At 38.9% G+C, this 20,963-nt stretch carries 18 protein-coding genes; 8 read left to right on the forward strand and 10 right to left on the reverse strand.

Annotated features, from left to right (window positions below):
- On the reverse strand, positions 1-624 hold the full coding sequence (gene yihA, locus I6J02_RS00350) for a ribosome biogenesis GTP-binding protein YihA/YsxC (protein ID WP_201679877.1): 624 nt from the start codon (positions 622-624) through the stop codon (positions 1-3).
- Positions 625-867: 243 nt separating this feature from the next.
- Here yihA and I6J02_RS00355 point away from each other — a divergent pair, with 243 nt between their 5' ends.
- Together I6J02_RS00355 and I6J02_RS00360 are read left to right on the forward strand one after the other, a co-directional pair.
- Positions 868-1,812, forward strand: coding sequence for an ABC transporter ATP-binding protein (locus I6J02_RS00355; protein ID WP_201679878.1), 945 nt, complete (start codon positions 868-870; stop codon positions 1,810-1,812).
- On the forward strand, positions 1,805-3,115 hold the full coding sequence (locus tag I6J02_RS00360; protein WP_201679879.1) for an ABC transporter permease: 1,311 nt from the start codon (positions 1,805-1,807) through the stop codon (positions 3,113-3,115). The genes I6J02_RS00355 and I6J02_RS00360 overlap by 8 nt, the downstream gene beginning before the upstream one ends.
- Before the next feature lie 178 nt (positions 3,116-3,293).
- Here the strand turns inward: I6J02_RS00360 and I6J02_RS00365 are convergent, their stop codons facing one another.
- From I6J02_RS00365 to I6J02_RS00375, 3 genes are all read right to left on the reverse strand, one after another.
- Positions 3,294-3,734 (reverse strand): DoxX family protein, encoded by a 441-nt coding sequence (locus I6J02_RS00365; protein ID WP_201679880.1) that lies wholly within the window; start codon positions 3,732-3,734, stop codon positions 3,294-3,296.
- A gap of 100 nt (positions 3,735-3,834) precedes the next feature.
- Complete coding sequence (locus tag I6J02_RS00370; RefSeq protein WP_201679881.1) at positions 3,835-5,313, reverse strand: DUF3943 domain-containing protein; 1,479 nt, start codon at positions 5,311-5,313, stop codon at positions 3,835-3,837.
- Positions 5,314-5,687: 374 nt separating this feature from the next.
- Entirely contained in the window at positions 5,688-6,362 is a 675-nt protein-coding gene (locus I6J02_RS00375; RefSeq protein WP_201679882.1) for a tetratricopeptide repeat protein, read from the reverse strand.
- Positions 6,363-6,736: 374 nt separating this feature from the next.
- Here I6J02_RS00375 and lon point away from each other — a divergent pair, with 374 nt between their 5' ends.
- Positions 6,737-9,202, forward strand: a complete 2,466-nt coding sequence (lon, locus tag I6J02_RS00380) for an endopeptidase La (RefSeq protein WP_201679883.1) — start codon at positions 6,737-6,739, stop codon at positions 9,200-9,202.
- Positions 9,203-9,355: 153 nt separating this feature from the next.
- On the opposite strand, the gene I6J02_RS00385 is transcribed toward lon, so the two are convergent.
- The 3 genes from I6J02_RS00385 to I6J02_RS00395 all read right to left on the reverse strand — a co-directional run bounded on the left by I6J02_RS00385 (position 9,356) and on the right by I6J02_RS00395 (position 12,383).
- The gene (locus I6J02_RS00385; RefSeq protein WP_201679884.1) at positions 9,356-11,014 is read right to left on the reverse strand and encodes an ABC1 kinase family protein; all 1,659 of its coding nucleotides are present in this window, start codon (positions 11,012-11,014) and stop codon (positions 9,356-9,358) included.
- A 6-nt stretch (positions 11,015-11,020) separates the two neighbouring features.
- Complete coding sequence (locus I6J02_RS00390; protein ID WP_236582235.1) at positions 11,021-11,704, reverse strand: hypothetical protein; 684 nt, start codon at positions 11,702-11,704, stop codon at positions 11,021-11,023.
- 67 nt (positions 11,705-11,771) lie between these two features.
- The gene (locus I6J02_RS00395; RefSeq protein WP_201679886.1) at positions 11,772-12,383 is read right to left on the reverse strand and encodes a WbqC family protein; all 612 of its coding nucleotides are present in this window, start codon (positions 12,381-12,383) and stop codon (positions 11,772-11,774) included.
- A gap of 83 nt (positions 12,384-12,466) precedes the next feature.
- On the opposite strand from I6J02_RS00395, the gene I6J02_RS00400 reads away from it, so the two are divergent.
- The 5 genes from I6J02_RS00400 to I6J02_RS00420 all read left to right on the forward strand — a co-directional run bounded on the left by I6J02_RS00400 (position 12,467) and on the right by I6J02_RS00420 (position 17,943).
- The gene (locus I6J02_RS00400; RefSeq protein ID WP_201679887.1) at positions 12,467-13,333 is read left to right on the forward strand and encodes a lysophospholipid acyltransferase family protein; all 867 of its coding nucleotides are present in this window, start codon (positions 12,467-12,469) and stop codon (positions 13,331-13,333) included.
- On the forward strand, positions 13,330-14,361 hold the full coding sequence (locus I6J02_RS00405) for a glycosyltransferase family 2 protein (protein ID WP_201679888.1): 1,032 nt from the start codon (positions 13,330-13,332) through the stop codon (positions 14,359-14,361). The genes I6J02_RS00400 and I6J02_RS00405 overlap by 4 nt, the downstream gene beginning before the upstream one ends.
- A 122-nt stretch (positions 14,362-14,483) precedes the next feature.
- Positions 14,484-16,505: an NAD-dependent DNA ligase LigA gene (gene ligA / locus I6J02_RS00410; RefSeq protein WP_201679889.1), complete on the forward strand. Its 2,022-nt coding sequence runs from the start codon at positions 14,484-14,486 to the stop codon at positions 16,503-16,505.
- Between the two features lie 47 nt (positions 16,506-16,552).
- A complete protein-coding gene (gene dapA / locus I6J02_RS00415) occupies positions 16,553-17,431 on the forward strand; it encodes a 4-hydroxy-tetrahydrodipicolinate synthase (protein ID WP_201679890.1) in 879 nt (292 codons plus the stop codon).
- A gap of 110 nt (positions 17,432-17,541) precedes the next feature.
- Positions 17,542-17,943 (forward strand): hypothetical protein, encoded by a 402-nt coding sequence (locus I6J02_RS00420; RefSeq protein ID WP_003001180.1) that lies wholly within the window; start codon positions 17,542-17,544, stop codon positions 17,941-17,943.
- A gap of 36 nt (positions 17,944-17,979) precedes the next feature.
- Here I6J02_RS00420 and I6J02_RS00425 read toward each other — a convergent pair whose 3' ends face one another.
- From I6J02_RS00425 to I6J02_RS00435, 3 genes are all read right to left on the reverse strand, one after another.
- A complete protein-coding gene (locus I6J02_RS00425) occupies positions 17,980-19,332 on the reverse strand; it encodes a PDZ domain-containing protein (RefSeq protein WP_201679891.1) in 1,353 nt (450 codons plus the stop codon).
- Between the two features lie 237 nt (positions 19,333-19,569).
- Positions 19,570-20,148 (reverse strand): GDP-mannose pyrophosphatase NudK, encoded by a 579-nt coding sequence (gene nudK / locus I6J02_RS00430; RefSeq protein WP_201679892.1) that lies wholly within the window; start codon positions 20,146-20,148, stop codon positions 19,570-19,572.
- 35 nt (positions 20,149-20,183) lie between these two features.
- Entirely contained in the window at positions 20,184-20,954 is a 771-nt protein-coding gene (locus I6J02_RS00435) for an MBL fold metallo-hydrolase (protein ID WP_201679893.1), read from the reverse strand.
- Positions 20,955-20,963: the final 9 nt, after the last annotated feature.

Below are 20,963 nucleotides of genomic sequence, written 5' to 3' on the forward strand. Positions count from 1 at the left end.
TTAAAACTTACTCTCGGCCTCCGGTGGAACGAAACGTGTATTGATGTCATTGATCATTTCTAAAATGGGTTCACATCCAGTCTTTGCTTCGGCAGAAGTAAGGAAATGAGGAGGTACTTCTTCAAACCATTGTAACAATGATTTTCTGAATTTTGCGATATTCATATCCGATTTTACAGCAGACTGTTTATCGGCTTTTGTGAAGATCAGCATAAACGGAAGTCCACACTCTCCTAACCAGCAACAAAAATCAAGATCTATTTTCTGTGGCTCATGGCGACTGTCTATCAGGACAAATACACACTGCAGATTATCACGGTGTGTCAGATATCTTCTGATAAATTTTTGCCATTCCGAACGGTTTGTCTTTGAAGTCTGGGCAAATCCATATCCGGGCAAATCCACTAAAAACCATTCATCATTAATAATAAAATGATTGATCAGTTGTGTTTTCCCGGGTTTTTGTGAGGTCTTGGCAAGTCCTTTTTTGTTGGTCATAGCATTGATCAGAGAGGATTTACCGACGTTAGAACGTCCGATAAAAGCATACTCCGGTAATGTAGGATCAGGAAGTTTGTCGACTCTTGTATTGCTGCAGACGAATTCAGCTTTCTTTACTAGCATGGGACAAAGGTATGATTAATTGATTGGAAAATTAAATGAGTGCTGAGATCTGTATTACGCGGGGATATGAAACAGGAAAACAGCTAAATAATCTGTAACCTGATCACACATACAAATGAGCAGTAAACCTATTGGTTATAATCACCATATATACTATTAATAAAAAAATAATCAGTTAGCCTGATGTGATGCATTATATTCTGATTTATTTCATTTATTTTAGGCCAAACAATCAAAATCAATATGCTTGACATTAAACACATAGTCAAACAGTATGCTAACCACAGAGCCTTAGATGATGTTTCCCTTTTTATTCCAAAGGGTAAAATATTCGGTCTTTTAGGACCTAACGGAGCAGGAAAGACTTCCCTTATACGTATTATCAATCAGATTACAGCACCGGACGAAGGAGAGATACTCTTTAATGGAGAAGTCTTAAACCCCAATCATATAGGTAAAATAGGATACTTGCCTGAAGAGCGTGGTCTTTATAAAAAAATGAAGATTGGGGAGCAGATGCTTTATCTTGCGCAACTAAAAGGACTGTCAAAAGCGGAAGCTTCTGCAAAAATCCGATATTGGTTCGAAAAACTGCAGATTCAATCCTGGTGGGACAAAAAGGTAGAAGATCTGAGTAAGGGTATGCAGCAGAAAGTACAGTTTGTGGCTACAATAGTGCATGAACCGGAACTGATTATTCTGGATGAACCTTTTTCGGGATTTGACCCTGTCAATGCTCAGATTATTCAGGACGAGATCCTGGAACTGAATAAAAAAGGAGCTACTATAATCTATTCTACTCACCGGATGGAGACGGTGGAAGAGTTATGTGATAATATTGCGCTGATTAACAAGTCAAAGAAGATCCTGGACGGATCGGTCAGAGAGATAAAACAGAAATATAAAAATCAGACTTTTACCGTGCAGTTTGAACAGAACGCCATACCTCAGGACTGGGATAATCCGGAACTGTTTGAAGTCATCGCATACCCGCAAGCTGATGGTTCGTCGGATGACCATGCAGAGATAACACTAAAGCTTCAGGAAGGGATCAAACTTAACGATGCTCTTTCTTATCTTATTCCTAAAATCAGCATTCATCAGATTATAGAAAAGGTTCCTTCTATGCAGGACATCTTTATAGAAAATGTAACGAAATCCCAACTTAACAGTTCCTCTTATGAATAAGGTATTATTGATTATAAAACGTGAATATTTTTCAAGAGTAAAAAAGAAGTCTTTTTTACTGCTCACCTTTCTGGTACCGTTATTCTTTATCGGGATGTATGTACTGATATTCTATTTAACAAAAAAGAGCTTTGAAGATTCTCATGCGACCGTTTATGTTATAGATAATGAAGGGAACACGGGTGCATTATTAAAAAGCAATAAGAATATCACCTATATCGAATCGCTAAAATCACTTCAGGATCAGAAGAAAGATCTGGATCCGGAGAAAGATAACTCAGGTATCCTTATTATTCCCAAAGATTTTTATAAAACAACTCACATAGAATACCTTACAATAGGTAAGGCAGGTGTAAGTACTCAGTCCGAGATTGAGAATCAACTGGAAGAGATCGTCAGAAACTATGAATATAAGGAGGCGGGCATTGACATAAAAACTTTAGACAGTATACGTCCTAAAATCAATCTTGTCGCTAAGGAATTAACAGAAACAGGCTCTGAAAAGGCGAGCCATACGGAGGTGGCAATGGGAATAGCGATGGGACTCTCTATTCTGATCTATATCTCTCTGTTCCTGTATGGAGCGCAGGTAATGCGGGGTATTATTGAAGAAAAAAGCAGTCGTATAGTGGAAGTCATTATATCCAGTGTAAAACCTTTTCAGCTTATGCTCGGAAAAATCATTGGAATCGGTATGGTGGGACTTACGCAGTTTATTCTGTGGCTGTTGCTCACTGTGGGACTGACCACTATAGCAACATCAACAATGTTGTCTAAAGAAGATCTCAGCGGAGCAATGAACAGTCAGCAACAGGCGCAACAACTGGAGGCTATGAATTCTTCTGGATTCGATTTTCAGGAGGCTATGCAATCTGTGAATTTTCCACAGTTAATTATCTGTTTCTTTATTTTCTTTATCGGTGGATATCTGCTTTACAGTGCATTATTTGCCGCAGCAGGATCTGCAGTAGAAAGCGAAACGGAAGCATCACAGTTTACGATGCCTATTACGATGCCGCTTTTACTGACCTACATCCTTTCATTTGGCGTACTGGTCAATGATCCGAACGGCCCTGTTGCCACATGGCTGAGTTTTATTCCGCTCACCTCTCCTATTGCCATGCTCGTCAGAATTCCTTTCGGCGTCCCGACATGGCAGATTATAGTCTCCGCTTTGCTACTTGTAGGTGGATTCCTCCTGACAACATGGGTAGCTGCCCGGATCTATAGAGTAGGTATATTGATGTACGGTAAGAAAGCCAGCTTTAAAGAAATGATAAAATGGTTTAACTATAAACGTTAATTACAGAAATAAACAGACTTAGCCCTTATATCTGAAATATCTTAGGTATAAGGGCTTTTTCGTATTTCACCAGGTCAGAAAAGAATATACGAAAAAGGTATAATGACGGTCAAACTGCGCCCCGGTTAATGTTCATATAAAAGAGTTATTGTAAATTGTTAAGCCTTCTTTAGCGTATTTACTTTTGCTTTTTTATCCATTCATCTACACTATATGCAAATTTCCGCTGCGTTGCTAATAAAAAAGATGCTGCACTTCCTATCCATACAGAATAATCAAAAGTAGCTTTGACACCCAGTGTCACGGTCATAGAAAGCGCAAAAATCAGTAATAGTATCCCACAGCTAATTGCGGCTATTCTTGTCTTAAACCCAAGCATAATCAAAATGCCTAAAATAATTTCAGCAGCAGTAGCAAAGTAGGCATTTAACTTTGTCATTACAGCCGGCATAAATGAGGTAATCTGTCCTGTATATGCAATAAAGGCATCCATATTTCCCCAGGTGGAATAGGCAGCAGGCCATAGTCCAAAACGATCAGCAACAGCAGATAAAAGGGTAATCCCTATCGCTAACCGAAGAAAAAGCTGTGAGTAAAGGGTGTTATCGGTCTGTTTCATCAGAAATAATTTATTATGTACAAATTTCAGCTAACTGCTGCATAAAAAACTTAAACTGGTTTAAGAAAGTCTCGGGCAAAGAGAAACTTGTTATCATCCTCTAAAACCGAATATTGTAACCCAGTGAAATACGTGCAAAAGGGTAAGTTTTGTCCAGATCCGGATAATCTCTGAATTCGCCTTCAAGGCGATAATAGCCTGAATTGAGATTCAGCGATAAGTCTTTGTAGAACCGGAATCCAAAGTTGCCTGAGAAAGCATGCAGGTAATAGGTGGATGCATTCCCGCTTTTTTCCCATGTATAGGAATATGCTCCATTATATCCTACTCCTATTCTTAACCGGCCAAAGAGGTTGAGTTCAGAATCAAACTTTACAGAGAAACCCGAACCATAATTGTAATTACGGCTTTCTCCATATAGCAGATGCGGATCCGGAATAGCAGACAACAACACAAAACCCATCCCCATAGCTGTTTTCAGCTTATTCTTACGTCCCAGATTAAATGTTGACAATACATTATAGTTCAGGCTCTGTCCTCCATAAAAGAAAGCTTCATTGTACAGAAAATCATAGTTGGCTGTAATCGTACCATAGTGTTTGCCGGGAAGTCTGATCAATAAAGGCTCTCCATAAAGCACTCCATACGCATTGACGGAATTGACAAATGAACTGTCATCACTTCCCAGTTCCAGATTGACATAAAACTCTTCAAAGGGTTTCTTATACTCACTGTCACCTGCCGAATAGATAATACGCAATCTGCCATATGCCGCATTCTTTCCTTTTTCCAGCAGATTGGAAACTTTTGTATCAAATCGCCTTATTCCCATATCCACTTCTGCTGTTATCACAGATGAATCTGTCAGATTTCGTTTCTCATATTTTCCCCATTTACCATCCAGAAGACGATTCAGACCATTTATAGGATTAACCAGAAATGCAACTACCTCATTCGCTTGTTTCTGAAAACCATAAGCCGGTTTCGCAAGTATATTATTTGCAATCCGATGCGTCATTTCTCCTAATACGATACCACCATATGTGGTATTAACCAGATCATTAATAGATGGAGCCTGCGTCTCTCCACCTGTCTCCCAGATATAACTTCCTGCCAGTGTGGCAAGTGAAGAGGTGGTAAACGAATAACCATTACTCCGAAAGGAGTTAAAATATAGCTGCCCATGATAAGGATGGGAAATCTGATTCGTCATAAATTCATTATCATCCCATTTCCATGCGCTTAAACGCTGATGATCAATAAAATTTTTGAAAGTAATATGCGAGTAAGGATCTTTACGTACAAAATAATTGAATGAGGCCGGAAAAGCCTGAGTAAGTGTCCATTCTGTAGCTGCCCTCCAGAAGTTCTTCTTGCTGGCATATAGGGTATCCATATAATCCGGCAATCGGAGACTATCCGGTTTTGTTTTTCTCAGATAGGGATCTGTTATTGTGGTATCCTTTAGTTGCGTAGAAAATGGAAAGTCCTGTGCTAATGTTGGATTCTGAAAACCGATTAGTATCGTACTTAACAGAAAAACGAATAGCAGGGCTCTATTTATAAATCGAATCGGCATACTCAAATGATATAAGAACAAAAATAAAGTTATTCATTTAATTATCCGTAAATACAAGGTGAATACCTCTTTATGTTATAAGTAGGCTCTGGAAAGACACAACTATACTGTTGGTGAGGACACCAACAGACGCAACAATACGGTTGAATACGTTTTTAAGTTAAAAGCAGGATACTGGAAAGACACAACTATACTGTTGGTGAGGACAGCAACAGACGCAACAACGGCATTTGCCGGAGTCCTCTAAAGCTTGTGCGAGCGTGTCGCTCGTACCTGAATAACAAACGCACGCTTGCAACTGATAGCGTCTCAGTTATAAAAAAACGGGTCGAAAATTTTGATTTTCGACCCGTTCTGTTCATTATATTTTCAGCTTACTTCAGGTTATCTCTGTAAACTGTAGCTTTTTTCACTTCACGTTGAATGTCTTTTCTTGATGAATCAAATGACAACAACTTTTGGTAATCTGTGATTGCTTTATTGTAAGCATCAGTTGCAGCTGCTTTATTATAATTAGCGGCTCCTGAAGTACCTACTAAAATACCTAAATCACGGTAAGCAATAGCTCTGTTTTGGTATAATTTAGCATCACTTGAATTAATAGCGATTGCTTTAGAAAAATCATCAATTGCCGTTTTCAATAATTGCTCACGGTTAGCGCTTGAAAGTTTTGTTTCGGTCTGTACAGCAAGATTATTTGCAGCTTTAGCTTTATAATAATAAGCTGTTCCATTCTTAGCATCCAAAGCGACTACTTTACCAAATGTATCTGATGCTTTTTTGAAATCACCATTATGGAATTGCGAGTAACCCAACATGTACAGTACGTTTGGATCACTTCCTTCTTTAGGAAGGGCTTTTTCCAAGTGTGTTGCTGCACTTTTGAAATCACCATCCAATAGTGCTTTTTGACCCAATCTCACATTAGGATTACTGTGTTCCTGTTCTTTTTGCTGTGCAGAAGCACTAAGAGCGAAGAAAGCTAATGCTAGAGTCGCCAAACCCATTTTGGCATTTTTCAAAGTGATGTTTAAGAAATTAAGTTTCATATCTAAATTATTTCGTTTTTAATGTTGTTTGATGTTATTTGAACACCAATTCCCTAGAATAGAGTAAAGTTGATCCAAATAGTTTAATACCACAATCAGAAGTTATTCACATTTCCACATTTCTGCTATTATCTGCATGTATTTCACTATATAATAACTGCTAAAAAATTCAATTCGTATATTTGCAGTCTTAAAAATATTTATGACAAATCAGTCCCGGAGACTGTCTTTTTTTCAGCCTTTTTATGTTAGTATAGCATAAATAATACCAATTTTTATCTTGGCACTGTGCTTGCATATACCAAATAGTATTTTTTTTTTACATTTTAAAACAACAAAGTCTGACAGTCTGTCCGAGACATTAATAATAATATATGAGCAAATTTGAGCCCTTTGATTTCAATCAAGCCATTCCCATTATAAATGAAGACACTGAATTTTTCCCTTTACTATCCCAACAGGATGAAGATGAAATGAGTAATGCTGACATACCGGAAGTATTAGCCATTTTACCTCTTCGCAATACCGTGTTATTTCCAGGTGTTGTGATCCCTATCACTGTAGGCAGGGACAAATCCATCAAGTTGGTAAAGGATGCTTACAAAGGTGACAAAACAATAGGTGTGGTTTCCCAAAAGGATATGACTATTGAAGATCCGAATGTTGAACAACTCAATAAAATCGGAACAGTAGCCAATATCATTAAGGTGCTGCAAATGCCTGATGGCAATACAACTGTCATTATTCAGGGTAAACAACGCTTTAAACTGACAGAAGCGATTCAGTCAGAGCCCTATCTGAAAGCAAAAGTTGAGCGATTCAAGGAAGAAAAACCAAAGGTTAATAAAGAATTCAAGGCGCTTATTTCTTCAATTAAGGAACTGGCACTGCAAATTATCCAATTGTCGCCGAATCTTCCAAGTGAAGCAGGCATTGCGATAAAAAACATAGAAAGTCCGACTTTCCTGGTCAACTTCATCGCTTCAAACATGAGTCTGGAAGTAGAAAGTAAACAGGAATTACTGGAAATGAAAGACTTTGAGAAGCGTGCAAAGCAATTGCTGGAATACCTCACAACCGAAATCCAGTTGCTTGAACTGAAAAACCAGATTCAGAATAAAGTGCGCATAGATCTGGACAAGCAGCAACGCGATTACTTTCTTAATCAGCAAATCAAGACTATTCAGGAGGAATTGGGAGGCAGTACTCCGGATCTGGAACTGGAAGAACTGAAAAAGCGCGCCAAGTCCAAGAAATGGAAAGATGATGTCGCCAAACACTTTAATAAAGAAATTGAAAAATTAGCCCGCATCAATCCCGCTGCTGCAGATTACTCCGTTCAGCTCAACTATCTGGAACTGCTACTGGATCTGCCATGGGGAGAATATACAAAAGACAATTTCGATCTGGCACGTGCACAGAAAGTACTGGACAAAGATCATTACGGCCTGGAAAAAGTAAAGCAGCGTATCGTTGAATACCTTGCTGTACTGAAGCTTAAAAATGATATGAAAGCTCCGATTCTGTGTCTGGTAGGCCCTCCGGGAGTTGGTAAAACTTCTTTAGGCAAATCAATAGCACGCGCTTTGGGACGTAAATATACCCGTATGGCTCTGGGTGGAGTACGTGATGAGGCCGAGATAAGAGGGCACCGCAAAACCTACATAGGCGCTATGCCGGGACGCATTGTGCAATCCCTTAAGAAAGCCGGAACCTCTAACCCGGTATTTGTACTGGATGAGATTGACAAAATAGGTGCAGACTTCAAAGGAGATCCTTCTTCTGCCCTACTGGAGGTTCTTGATCCGGAGCAAAACACTGCTTTCTACGATCATTATGTGGAGATGGAATACGATTTGTCGAAGGTTATGTTTATTGCTACTGCAAACTCATTAAATGGTGTACAACCTGCCTTACTTGACCGTATGGAAATCATTGAGGTCAACGGATATACGATAGAGGAAAAGATAGAAATAGCGAAAAAACACCTTCTTCCAAAACAACGTGAGATGCACGGCCTGCAGACTAAAGATGTAGCGATGCGTCCAAAAGTGGTCGAAAAGATTATTGAGGATTACACACGTGAATCAGGTGTCCGCGGACTGGAAAAGAAAATAGGTTCTGTAGTACGTGGTATAGCTACCCGTATTGTAATGCAAAAGGAGTATGATCCGAATGTGTCTGAAGCCGATATTGAACAAATCCTGGGAGCACCTATTTTCGACAAAGATATGTATGAAAACAATGATGTAGCAGGTGTAGTCACAGGTCTTGCATGGACTTCTGTAGGTGGTGATATTCTGTTTATAGAATCGAGCCTGAGTCCCGGAAAAGGCAAACTAAGTATGACAGGTAATCTGGGTGAAGTCATGAAAGAATCTGCCAGTATAGCTATGGCATACCTCAGATCTCATGCTGAAGAGTTTGGCATCAATTATAAAGTATTTGATCAGTGGGATGTAAATATACATGTGCCGGCCGGTGCTACTCCGAAAGACGGTCCTTCGGCGGGTGTGACAATGCTGACTGCATTGACCTCATTATTCACACAAAGACAGGTCAAAGCTAAACTGGCCATGACAGGTGAGATCACGCTAAGAGGTAAAGTGCTTCCTGTAGGCGGAATCAAGGAGAAGATTTTAGCAGCTAAACGGGCAAATATCAAAGAAATTATCCTCTGTAAATCGAATCAGAAAGACATTATAGAGATCAAAGAGGATTATATCAAAGACCTGACGTTTCATTATGTTACCGAGATGTCTGAAGTTATTAAATTAGCATTACTGGACAAGAAAGTAAAAAACGCTAAAGTTCTGGATATCAATAGCAAAGAGGGTTAACATAAAGGTATAAAATAATGGAACCCCTGAAGCGGGGAGCTTCAGGGGTATCCAAACCAATTATTAACCTAAATTATGAAATTTTTATATTTCGCTATTATAAACGTCTGCGAAATTTATTTATTGTATTCTTTTAAAAATATTTTCACTTATTTATTTTGACCGGAATAATTGCAGCAGCAAAGCTACGGTCAATAAGAAGCTCATCAGAAATCCCAACCAGGAAAGCAGCGGTATATCCCATAACAAATAGCCAACTCTTCCGTGCGCAAGAATACTTGCCCCTATCCCAAATGTCATAGCCAATATGGACAGCATCAGCTTATTCCCCATTCTGTGTAGAATAACCTGAAAACTATCAAAATCTCTGAGCTTGTGATGAAGAAGTATTTTATCATTCTTAACCTTATCCAGCAGAGCCATTGCATCTTCCGGAATGTCACTCCACAATCCTTTTAAAAACTTAGCTTTCTCTATCGTCTGTTCTCTGAGATACCCGGGAGATATTTTTTGCCTGGCAATTCTGTCTGCAAACGGAGAAATACTCTTCGGAATATTGAGATCTGCATCCAGTTGCCGGCCTATTCCTTCCAATAAAACAATACCGCGTATCAGAATATAAATAAAGTCAGGCATCAGTATATGATTATGTTGTAAGGTATTATTTACCATACGCAACAATACTGAAATTTCAATGTTGGCCAATGAATTTTGATCCAGGATATCGAAAATCTCATAGGCATCACGCTCAAGCCTTCGCTCATCCTCTATATGCTGCACAACGGCTAATTTTTTGATGTTACGGATCAGATCTCTCGCATCTTTCATCAGAAAATTGATGACCATAGCTTCAATCAGTTTTCTGTCCATAGGAATCATCATGCCCATAGCTCCGAAATCTATAAAAACTATTTGTCCTCTCTTATTGACAAATACATTTCCCGGGTGAGGGTCAGCATGGAAAAACCCATGTACCAGCACCTGTTCCAGATACAGATCAAGTCCTTCCTGAACAATAGATTTCGGATCTAAACTCATTACTTTCAATCCCTCTACATCGTTGATTTTGACCCCATCAATAAATTCCATACAAAGCATTTCATCGTCAGAATATGCTCTGTATACCTTTGGAACGTAAACCTGTGTATTCTCTTTGAAATTTTTGCGGAAACGTTCTATATTATTCAGCTCATTTACAAAAGATAACTCGCGCATCAGCGAATTTTCAAATGACAGAATGATCTGATAAAGGTTCATTTTATAAATGACCTCATACTTACTTTCCAGAAATTTTGTCAGGTCTTTGATAAAAGCCAGATCCGCAGTAATGACTTCTCTGATATTGCTCCTTTTGATTTTAATGACTGCATCTTTCCCGGATTTGAGACGAACTTTATACACCTGACCAATAGATGCTGCAGCCAGAGGCTTCTCATCAATATATTCAAAATGCTCTTCCGGTACTATATCAAAATGCTCACGTAGTTTTTGCCTTACATCCATTTCCTCAGGAGGTACATTATCCTGAAGCTTCACCAGTTCATCGCGCAAATCTTTGGGGATAATATCTTCTCTGTTGCTCAGCAACTGCCCCAGTTTAATAAATGTCGGTCCCAGCTCTTCTATTGCCAGTCTGATACGTACATTAAAATCCTTTTCAAAAAGCTTCTCCGTATTGCTATTCAGATGTAACAGGCTGTCCGGTACAAAAGTATCTATATTAGAACGGGAGATCAGTTCTCCGAATCCATACTGTGACAATATTTTCGCTATACGTCCTACCCTTTTTATTTTCGATATTTCATATATCATATACCTCTACTTTTCTTGCTTGCCGCTTATACTTCCATCCACTCCCAATACAGATACCACTTTATCTCCCAGGCGGGTAATATCGGATTTAAGTCCTATCATTACGGTCATGGCATTAATTGGCGTATTCTGAATCTTGGTAAAACTGTGCACATACCCCACTTCCAGACCGACGAAAAACCCTTTGAATTTATAATCAGCCCCTACACCAAGTTTTGAAGAAAAATTAAATTTGGATTTCTTTTCGATCTCAACGACTGATGTAGCATCATTGACGATAGCCCGCGGTTCAAGGAAAATTCCGAAACCGGGACCGATATAGCCATATGTATTGAGTCGCTTATACTGTTTTCGCATACCACCTGAAAGACTCAGATTGTAAAATGTTGCGTCTCCGTTATTAATACGATAGGGACTCGTATTATCCAGCAATTGCTGCTTATAACCAAATGAAAGCGTGTAAAGTACAGGCATAACATAAAAGCGGCTGTCTTTCAGAGAAATATCAAGCCCCATACTTCCTGAAAACTTTGGTGTAAGAACATCTTTGGTCTTTCCCATAGGAAATGCAAGCCCTGTACCTCCGAAATAATAAACTTTACGATAATGTAATGTGTCTACACCCGACTGCGCCCTGACGGCTCCCTGAACACAAAACAGAAGAAGGAGAAAAGCTAAACTTGTTTTCATTAACATATACTTGTTTTCCAAAAAACACTTAACCTCTCCAAAGGTTTGTGAACCGACACAATATTTGCTATAAAAAGTTTTTTGCCTGAGGCCCCTGATTGAAGAGCAAATCAATAATACTCAGGTTGGGCATAAAGCCGTTATTGTTTTCAAACACCTGATAATACGGAATAGCAGGTTCTTGTAAAGAAGGCTTCCTGGGGTGCATCATAGAACGCAGATCCAGTGCATTTTCATCTTCACGGACATAAGTATCTGTATCTGTTACTGTTCTGTTCAGTTTAAGCAACTTCAGCATCAACAAAAGCTGTTCTTTGTTCAGTTCATACAGAAATTCGTATTCCTGTTTGTAGAAATGTGCAAAGTCATCTTCATAATATTCGAAATAAGCTGAACTTCTATAAGCTGTCTGCAGGCTCAGCCAGTGTAATCTTTGCCAGTTGTGATCATAATTGATGCGGATATCTCCCATGGCAACATGATCCTTGCGTTTATGCATGATCGGCACCGTCAAATCCAGTTTGCCATTTGAAGTCATGATACTCGTTCTGTTTCTATATGTCTGCTTTGGATAATGTTCTTTTTTCTCCAGAAGCAAAGGCAGGTCATGTTGTTTGATAACATGAAAATAAGAAACAGGTGGCAAATAGCAGGCCGGCAATAAGATATGATTTGACATAATGAAATTAGCTCTTTATTATAAGGCAAAAGTAACTTAAATTAAGGATATTTGTAGCAAAATAGCATTTCAAGAGATATAGCATGAAAATAAAATTGTTGTCAGGTATTCTTTTCTGCCTTTCTATATTACCCTTTTGGGTTCTTTATGCGCTCTCTGATCTTTTCTATTATCTTCTTTTTTACGGGATCAAATATCGTAAAAAAGTAGTACTGGAAAACCTTAAGAATGCCTTTCCGGAAAAGACTGAAAAAGAAAGACTTTTGATCGCCAAAAGATTTTACCGCTTCTTTCCGGATCTGGTCATAGAAGCTGTAAAAATGGCGAGTATCTCAGCCAGTCAAGTTAAGAAACGTATAGAACTGGTCAATCCGGAAGAAGTATACCGGCATTTTGATGCAGGCAAATCGGTGATCGGTGTGACAGCACATTATTGTAACTGGGAATTAGGTATTCACCGCTTAAGTCTCATGACTCCCAATCCGGTTTTAATTATATACAAACCACTCAATAATACCGCCTTCAATACCCTTTATAACAATATAAGAAGCCGGTTTGGAGCACAGATGGTACCTATGAAGCAAATTTTGAGAGCTATCATACGGTTAAAAAAACAACCTCATATCAGTATGTTTGTCGCAGATCAGACGCCGGTTTATCAGGATTCGGATTATTTTCTGGAATTTCTAAACCAGGAAACGCTGGTGTATACAGGTACAGAACGGATCGCCCGAATGACACATGATCCTATTGTATATTGTCACATTGGACGAAAAGAAAAAAGAGGCTATTATTACTGTAAATTTACTACATTAGTAGAAGATGTATCGCTGTATGCTGAGCATGAAATCACCCATCTGCACAACAAATTTACAGAGGACATTATCAAAGAAAAACCTGAATACTGGCTGTGGTCACACAGACGTTGGAAACGTAAACGTAGAAAATGAAAAATTATCCCAGAGTAGCGGTTGTTATCCTGAACTGGAACGGAGCATTTTTTCTTGAGAAATTCCTGCCTTCCGTATACAACAGCGCTTATCCCAATATTGAATTTGTAATTGGAGATAATAACTCTACGGACAATTCTATAGAATTTGTTCAGAACTATTATCCTCATATTACTATTATACAAAATGACACAAATTACGGTTTTGCCGGAGGCTACAACAAAGTCCTCGAACAGGTCGAAGCCGATTATTATGTATTGCTCAATTCAGATGTCGAAGTGACAGAAAACTGGATTGCTCCTGTCATCGATATGCTGGAAGCAGATCCTGACATGGTTGCAGCCCAACCCAAGATATTAGCCTACCACGATAAGCAGAAATTTGAACATGCGGGTGGTGCCGGCGGTTTTATCGATGCTTATGGTTACCCTTTCTGCAGAGGCCGTATTATGGACCATCTGGAGGAAGATCATGGACAATATAATGATGCTAAAGAGATCTTCTGGGCCTCAGGAGCTGCTTTTTTTATTAAATCCGACGCCTGGAGAGAAGCGAATGGTTTTGACACCGATTTCTTTGCTCATATGGAAGAAATCGACCTGTGCTGGAGACTCAAAAAAATGGATTATAAAATCGGCTATTCTCCTCAATCGACTGTGTATCATGTAGGCGGAGGAACGCTCAATACAAGCAATCCGAAAAAGACGTATCTGAATTTCAGAAACAATCTGTTGATGTTACAGAAGAATCTTCCCTTCTGGACGGCTATATGGGTTATTTTTGCGCGTTTGTGGCTGGATCTTGCTGCAATTTTTAAGTTTTTAGCTGAAAAAAAACTCAAAGATGCCTGGGCTGTAAGTCGTGCACATCAATATTTTTTCCTGAATATTTTCAAAACAGCAGAAAAACGTAAGGAACAGATTCGCTTTGAAAACAAAAAAGGAAAATACAAAGGCTGTGTTATATGGGAATATTTCATGAATAAACGTCGGAAATTCTCGGATCTTCCTGTTGAAAATTTCGAATAAACTGCTTTGCGTTGATGATTAAAAAAACGCACAAATAAGCATAGTCTAATATTTGTGCATTTTAACATTAAAAATGCACTTTACTTGCTTTACAGGGGATATTTTTCGTAATTTCGCTGACTATGTCGGCATTTGAAATTCAAGAAAAAATAGCACAGCTCACTCAGGAACTTAATCATTACAACTATCAGTATTATGTCCTGGCGCAGAGTCTTATTTCTGATTATGATTTTGATCAGAAGCTCAAAGAGTTAGAAGCTCTTGAATTGCAATACCCGCAGTTTGCTGACCCTAACTCTCCTACCCGTCGTGTAGGAGGAGATATTACATCCAAATTTAATACTGTCAAGCACCGTTGGCCGATGCTGTCTCTCGGTAATACTTACAGTCAGGATGAGCTACGGGATTTCGATCAACGGGTACGAAAAATCATCGGTGACGATTTTGAATATGTATGTGAATTAAAATTTGACGGACTTTCCATTAGTCTGACCTACAAAGATGGTAAACTCGTACAAGGAGTAACCAGAGGAGACGGAACACAGGGAGATGAAGTAACTGCCAATGTAAGGACAATCCGCAGCATTCCGCTTACGCTCAAAACCCAAGATTATCCGGAAGAATTTGAGATCCGTGGCGAGATATTCATGCATAAATCTGCCTTCCTGAGACTGAATAAAGAACGGGAAGAAAACGGTGATCAGATCTATGCCAATCCCCGAAATTTTGCTGCAGGAACAATCAAACTACAGGATTCTGCGGAAGTCGCCAGAAGGCCTTTAGACTGTTTTCTGTATTTTCTGTATATGGACAACAGAAGAAAACATTTCAGTACACACTGGGAAAGTCTTGAAGCTGTCCGAACATGGGGATTTCATGTCTGTGATCATACCCGATTGTGCAGTAATATAGATGATGTGTTTTCTTTTATTAATTACTGGGATACGGAAAGACATAATCTGAGTTATGAAATCGATGGTATAGTCATCAAGGTTAATGATTATGCTCAACAGGAAGAATTGGGCTTTACAGCCAAAAATCCGCGTTGGGCTACGTCTTATAAATTCAAAGCAGAACGGGTAGAGACTATTTTAAAGTCCATCAGTTATCAGGTAGGCCGTACAGGAGCAGTCACACCTGTAGCCAATCTGCAACCTGTTTCACTGGCCGGAACTACAGTAAAACGAGCCTCTCTTCATAATGCAAATGAAATAGCACGTCTTGATCTGCATGAACAGGATACTGTTTACGTAGAAAAAGGTGGCGAAATCATCCCTAAAGTCATTGCCGCCAATCTGGAAAAACGCAAACCAGATGCGCTGCCATTTCATTATCCTACACACTGTCCGGAATGCCAGACCTTACTCGTTCGTGAAGAAGGAGAAGCTGTACATTACTGTCCAAATGAAGATGGATGCCCTCCTCAGATTATAGGTAAGATGCAACATTTTATCGGACGTAAAATGATGGATATCGAAGGTATGGGAAATGAAACAATTGAGACTTTTTTCAAAAAAGGATTGATTCGGAATGTCGTAGATATCTACAGCCTGAACGAGCATGAAGAAGATCTGCAACAACTGGAGCGCTTCGGACAAAAGTCTATTGACAATATGCTCAAGGGCATAGAGAAATCCAAAGAAAAGCCTTTTGAAAAAGTACTTTTTGCATTGGGTATACGTCATGTAGGAGAAACTATTGCAAAAAAACTGGCTTTATATTTTAAGAATATTGATGCATTAGCACAAGCTTCTGTAGAAGAAATCGCATCCGTACAGGATATCGGAGGTCGTATTGCCGAAAGTGTGCATCAATATCTGAATACACCGATACATCAGCAGCAGATACAAAAATTAAAAGATTACGGACTGCAGTTTGAGATTGAAGAAAAGGAAGTAGTACTTGCCGGAAATGGCCTGGAAGGAAAGACTTTTCTGATCTCCGGTGTATTTGCTGATTTTTCAAGAGAAGAATTAACAGCACTTATTGAGAGTCACGGAGGTAAGATGGTAAGCAGTATCTCTGCCAAACTTAATTATCTCGTAGCAGGAGACAAGATGGGACCATCCAAACTCGCAAAAGCAGAAAAATTACAGGTTCCAATTATCAACGAACAGGAACTGCTGGTTTTGATAAACAACTAAACAAAAAATATTACAATTAACAATATCCATTAATCAAAAACAACACAATGAACGAGCTTCACGGAGCAGGAGTCGCATTAGTCACTCCGTTTAATGCAGAAGGATCCATTGATTTTGAAGCCCTGGCACAACTGATCGAGCTTCAGATCAATGAAGGTATGAACTATTTGGTTTCTTTAGGAACTACAGGCGAAGTCGCTACACTTTCTAAAGAAGAACGAAAGCGTATCTGGGATTTTACTGCCAAACAGGTGAATGGCCGCGTTCCATTGGTTGCCGGAATTGGTGGAAATCATACTGCAGAAATTGTCACTCAGGTACAGGAATTTGACAACAGTGCGTACTGTGCAATTCTTTCTGTTTCTCCATATTATAACAAACCGACGCAAGAGGGTATCTACCAGCATTATAAGGCAATAGCTACCGCTTCAAAACTTCCGGTTATCTTATATAATGTTCCGGGAAGAACGGGCAGCAACATGACAGCTGAAACAACTATTCGTCTGGCAAAGGATTTTGACAATATCGTAGCGATTAAAGAAGCATCAGCGAATTTTGCTCAATTCAGTACCATTATGAGAGATAAACCTGAAGGATTTCTCCTTATTTCGGGAGATGATCCGGCTACACTGCCCATGATGGCATTGGGAGCTGTAGGTATTATTTCAGTAGTTGGAAATGCATATCCGGCAAAAGTAGCTACCTTATCCAGACTTTGTGCAGAAGGTAACTATGCGGATGCAAGAGAAATTCATAATGAATTACTGGAAATAACGGATCTATGCTTTATAGAAGGTAATCCAGCCGGTGTCAAATACATATTACAACAGAAAGGTATTGGCAGAGACCATGTGCGCCTTCCTCTTGTACCTGTAAGTGTCAGAACTCAACAGGCGATTGAACAGGAAATGAAAACATTAGGATAATCAGAAAGAGGTGAAAAAATTCACCTCTTTTTATTTTATACCCATGTGTTAATTACCAATTATTCTCTTTACTTTTAATTGTCATTCAGCAGTTAATAATAACTAAGGATATGGAAGAAAATACAGCCCCAAGAAAAAAAAGCGGATTTAAAAAGTTTTTAATTATTCTCCTTCTCATTTTAATTGCTGTAGGAGCCGGATCTGTTTACTACAAGTATTATTTTGTCTTTGGAGAAGGCGTCAAATCCGGAAAATTGAATTTTGCAGTCAAAAAAGGAAATATTTTCAAAACTTATGAAGGCAAACTGATACAGGAGGGAATCGGACAAGGTAAAACCGGAGGACTGGCCAGCTATGAGTTTGAATTTTCAATCGAAGATGACTCCGTATTTCACGTGCTGGAAATGAATAGCGGTAAATATTTTGATCTTCATTATAAAGAATTTCACGGTGTTATTCCCTGGAGAGGAAATACGGTATATATTGTAGACAAAGTGATCAATATGAGATAAAGAAAGGTTCCTTATTCAAATCAGGAAATACGCAACTTACGATGGTTCTACATAAGGAATGGGGTCTTTAAGCCGGAAAGAAACCTTAAAATCCTGATCATTTCTCCGGACGACCATGTTAATTTTTTTCCCTTCATCTTCACTGAGAGAATGTTGGATCTGATCCAGAGACATCATTCCCGTCAATCTTCTGTTGATACTGATGAGCATATCTCCTTTTTTCAACCCCGCACTTTCTGCAGGAGAACCTTTTCTGACGCTGACAATAGAGTACGAAGGCTTCAGCACAAATTTATACTGTAAAGCTCCGGTAGATGCTTCATAAACAGGCTTGGGACTGGTCAACTGATCATTTGTCACCTCTGACGGAATATTTACCTTTACCCAATCCTGCACCCATATCATGCCATCATGCTTTACATCCAGCCCACTCATATCTACCAGAAAAGGCTTATTGTAAAATTTATTCTTACGGATATAAATAGCCTGACTTGTGTAATCAAATATAATACTAAACCGCATCAGAATTTCATTCCCAACTGAGCCTACCCTATCTTTTACCAGTTTGGCAGATCGGACGGCAATACTGTCCGGGAAAGAGGATGTAGGGGTCCTGAAGTTAAATTTGCCCATCTGAAACTGATGGATACGACTCATCCTGCCATGTATATCTCCGCTAAATCCCCGACCTATAAATTCTTCTATACTCGGCTCATTCAGTCTGAAACCCGGTACCCGCGAAGGAAACACCATTATAGCATCACTATTCCCCATATCGACCAGCATTTTGGCCTTTTTCTTCTCCTGCTGCAAGGATAACCAGGCATCAATATAAGGTCTGCTGTTTTCCAGTTCTATATCCAGACGTTCATATTTTCTGACTTTTCGTACAATCTGCTCGCTATCTCTGTAAACTGTAAGCTTATGCTTGACAAAATCTACTTCTACCGGATGATCTTTAAAAAAATGACTCCCCAGAATGCCATTTATAGGTACTCCAACATAAGCTGAAAAATTAAAATCACTATTCAATATAACATACACTGTGTGTGTAGTATCTATGAGTTCTCCACCCACCTCTACTGTATTGCCTGTTGCCTGAATAGCTTCTATCCCTTCATTTTCGCCTAATCCGTTAAACTTAAGCTTTTTGGTATTTTTAAAGCTTAGCGTATTGTCTTCCAGACTAAATAAGATGGTTTCCTTAACTCCGGTATCTACCAGAAATATCAGATCCACCCCATTAATCTTGATAGGGACCAAAACCAGATTTCTTACGAATTGAAAAGGGATGACGGCTTTATCTTCACCTTTTATAAATTCAAAATGCCCTTGGGCATGTATAGGAAATACATAGCATAAAAATAATATGATGATAAGGTATCTCATATTAGGAGTACATATTGGTTATTGTTTCACAATGGTAATCTGACACAAATTACGAGAAAATTATCAGTAGTAAAAGTTTTATAAGGAGATTATATAATAACATCTTATTCCTTTAAAAAACAACAAGACTTGTTGCAGACTAAAGTATAGAGAAAAAGGCATTCCTTACTCCAACCGAAAATCAAATACAGCCGGTGGAAAACACCGGCTGTATTTGATTCTTAACAGTCCCTATGCCTATAAAATTCCATGCAATTTTATATACTGGAGTAACATAATTGTTTTACCGTCTTTGATTTCGCCACTTGTTATCATATTCATGGCATCTTCGATAGGATACTCCAGCACTTCTATATTCTCTTCCTCCTGCTCCAATCCTCCCCCCTCTGTGACTTTCATCTCTTTATCATATGCAGCAATAAAAAAATATAAAATTTCCGTTACCGAGCCTGGAGACATATATGCTTCAAATACTTTGCGGACATCTTTTATTTTATAACCGGTCTCTTCTTCCGTCTCCCTTCTTATGCAGTCTTCCGGATTATCCTGATCTAATAATCCTGCACAGGTTTCTATAAGCATGCCACTGCTATTGCCATTGACATAGGTAGGTAACCTGAATTGCCTGGTCAGAATCACTGTTTTTTGCTTCTCATTATAAAGCAAAATAGTAGCTCCGTTGCCCCGGTCGTATGCTTCCCTGCTCTGTCTTTGTTTTGTCCCGTCTTTTTTGACGTATTCATAGGTAATTTTACGCAATACATACCAGTTATCTGAAAGGATCTGCGTATCTACAATCTTTACTTTGTCAATCATAAAACCTATGCTTAGTTGTTATTAGTATCTCATTTTTATTTTATCTCCTTCAGCAGTGAGTTGAATTCTTCAATATCGTGATAACCAAAAACCTCTACATCAGGATGATGATTTATAAATTCACGTATTTTATGCAGTGTATTCAACCTCCATTCATTATTATCCGCTCTGGCCTTCGCCAGATCATTGACAGGATGCCCCTTATCTGTCAGCTCTATTTTCATATAGTAGGCATCGCCTATATAAAAGAACCATTTATCATTCTGTCGGAATGCCACTCCACAATGTCCCAGTGTATGCCCGAATAGAGGAATAAGGTATATATCAATACCCGGATTAATATTAACTTTTCTGGCTTCCAGACCAAACCATTTATCCGTAGTTTCGGCATATGTTTGTATCACAGGATGATGATCCAGCATATGCGTCAGATAACGTGGATTTCCACTATCAAAATTGTCATATTCTTCTTTTCCAATATGTACTGTAGCATCAGGAAAATCAGCAAGTCCTCCTATATGATCCGGATCCAGATGGGAAATAATGCAATGTGTGACAGGTTTATTCTCCAATCCTAATGCACTAATTTGCCTTACTGCAGTCCAGTCTTCATTAAAGCGGAATCCTGCCATTTCTATCAACTGCTCTCCTATTCTTTCATTGGGATGCCTCGTATCCAAAAGGCCAACACCAGTGTCTATAAGAAATAGTTCATGATCCGATTCGATCAATACACAATGTCCTATCACATTGGCATTCACTACTGTTACGATCTTCAGGCAGTTAATATGGTGTATTTTTATCATGAGGATAGC

The sequence above is a fragment of the Sphingobacterium spiritivorum genome (assembly GCF_016725325.1).
Classification (GTDB): Bacteria; Bacteroidota; Bacteroidia; order Sphingobacteriales; family Sphingobacteriaceae; genus Sphingobacterium.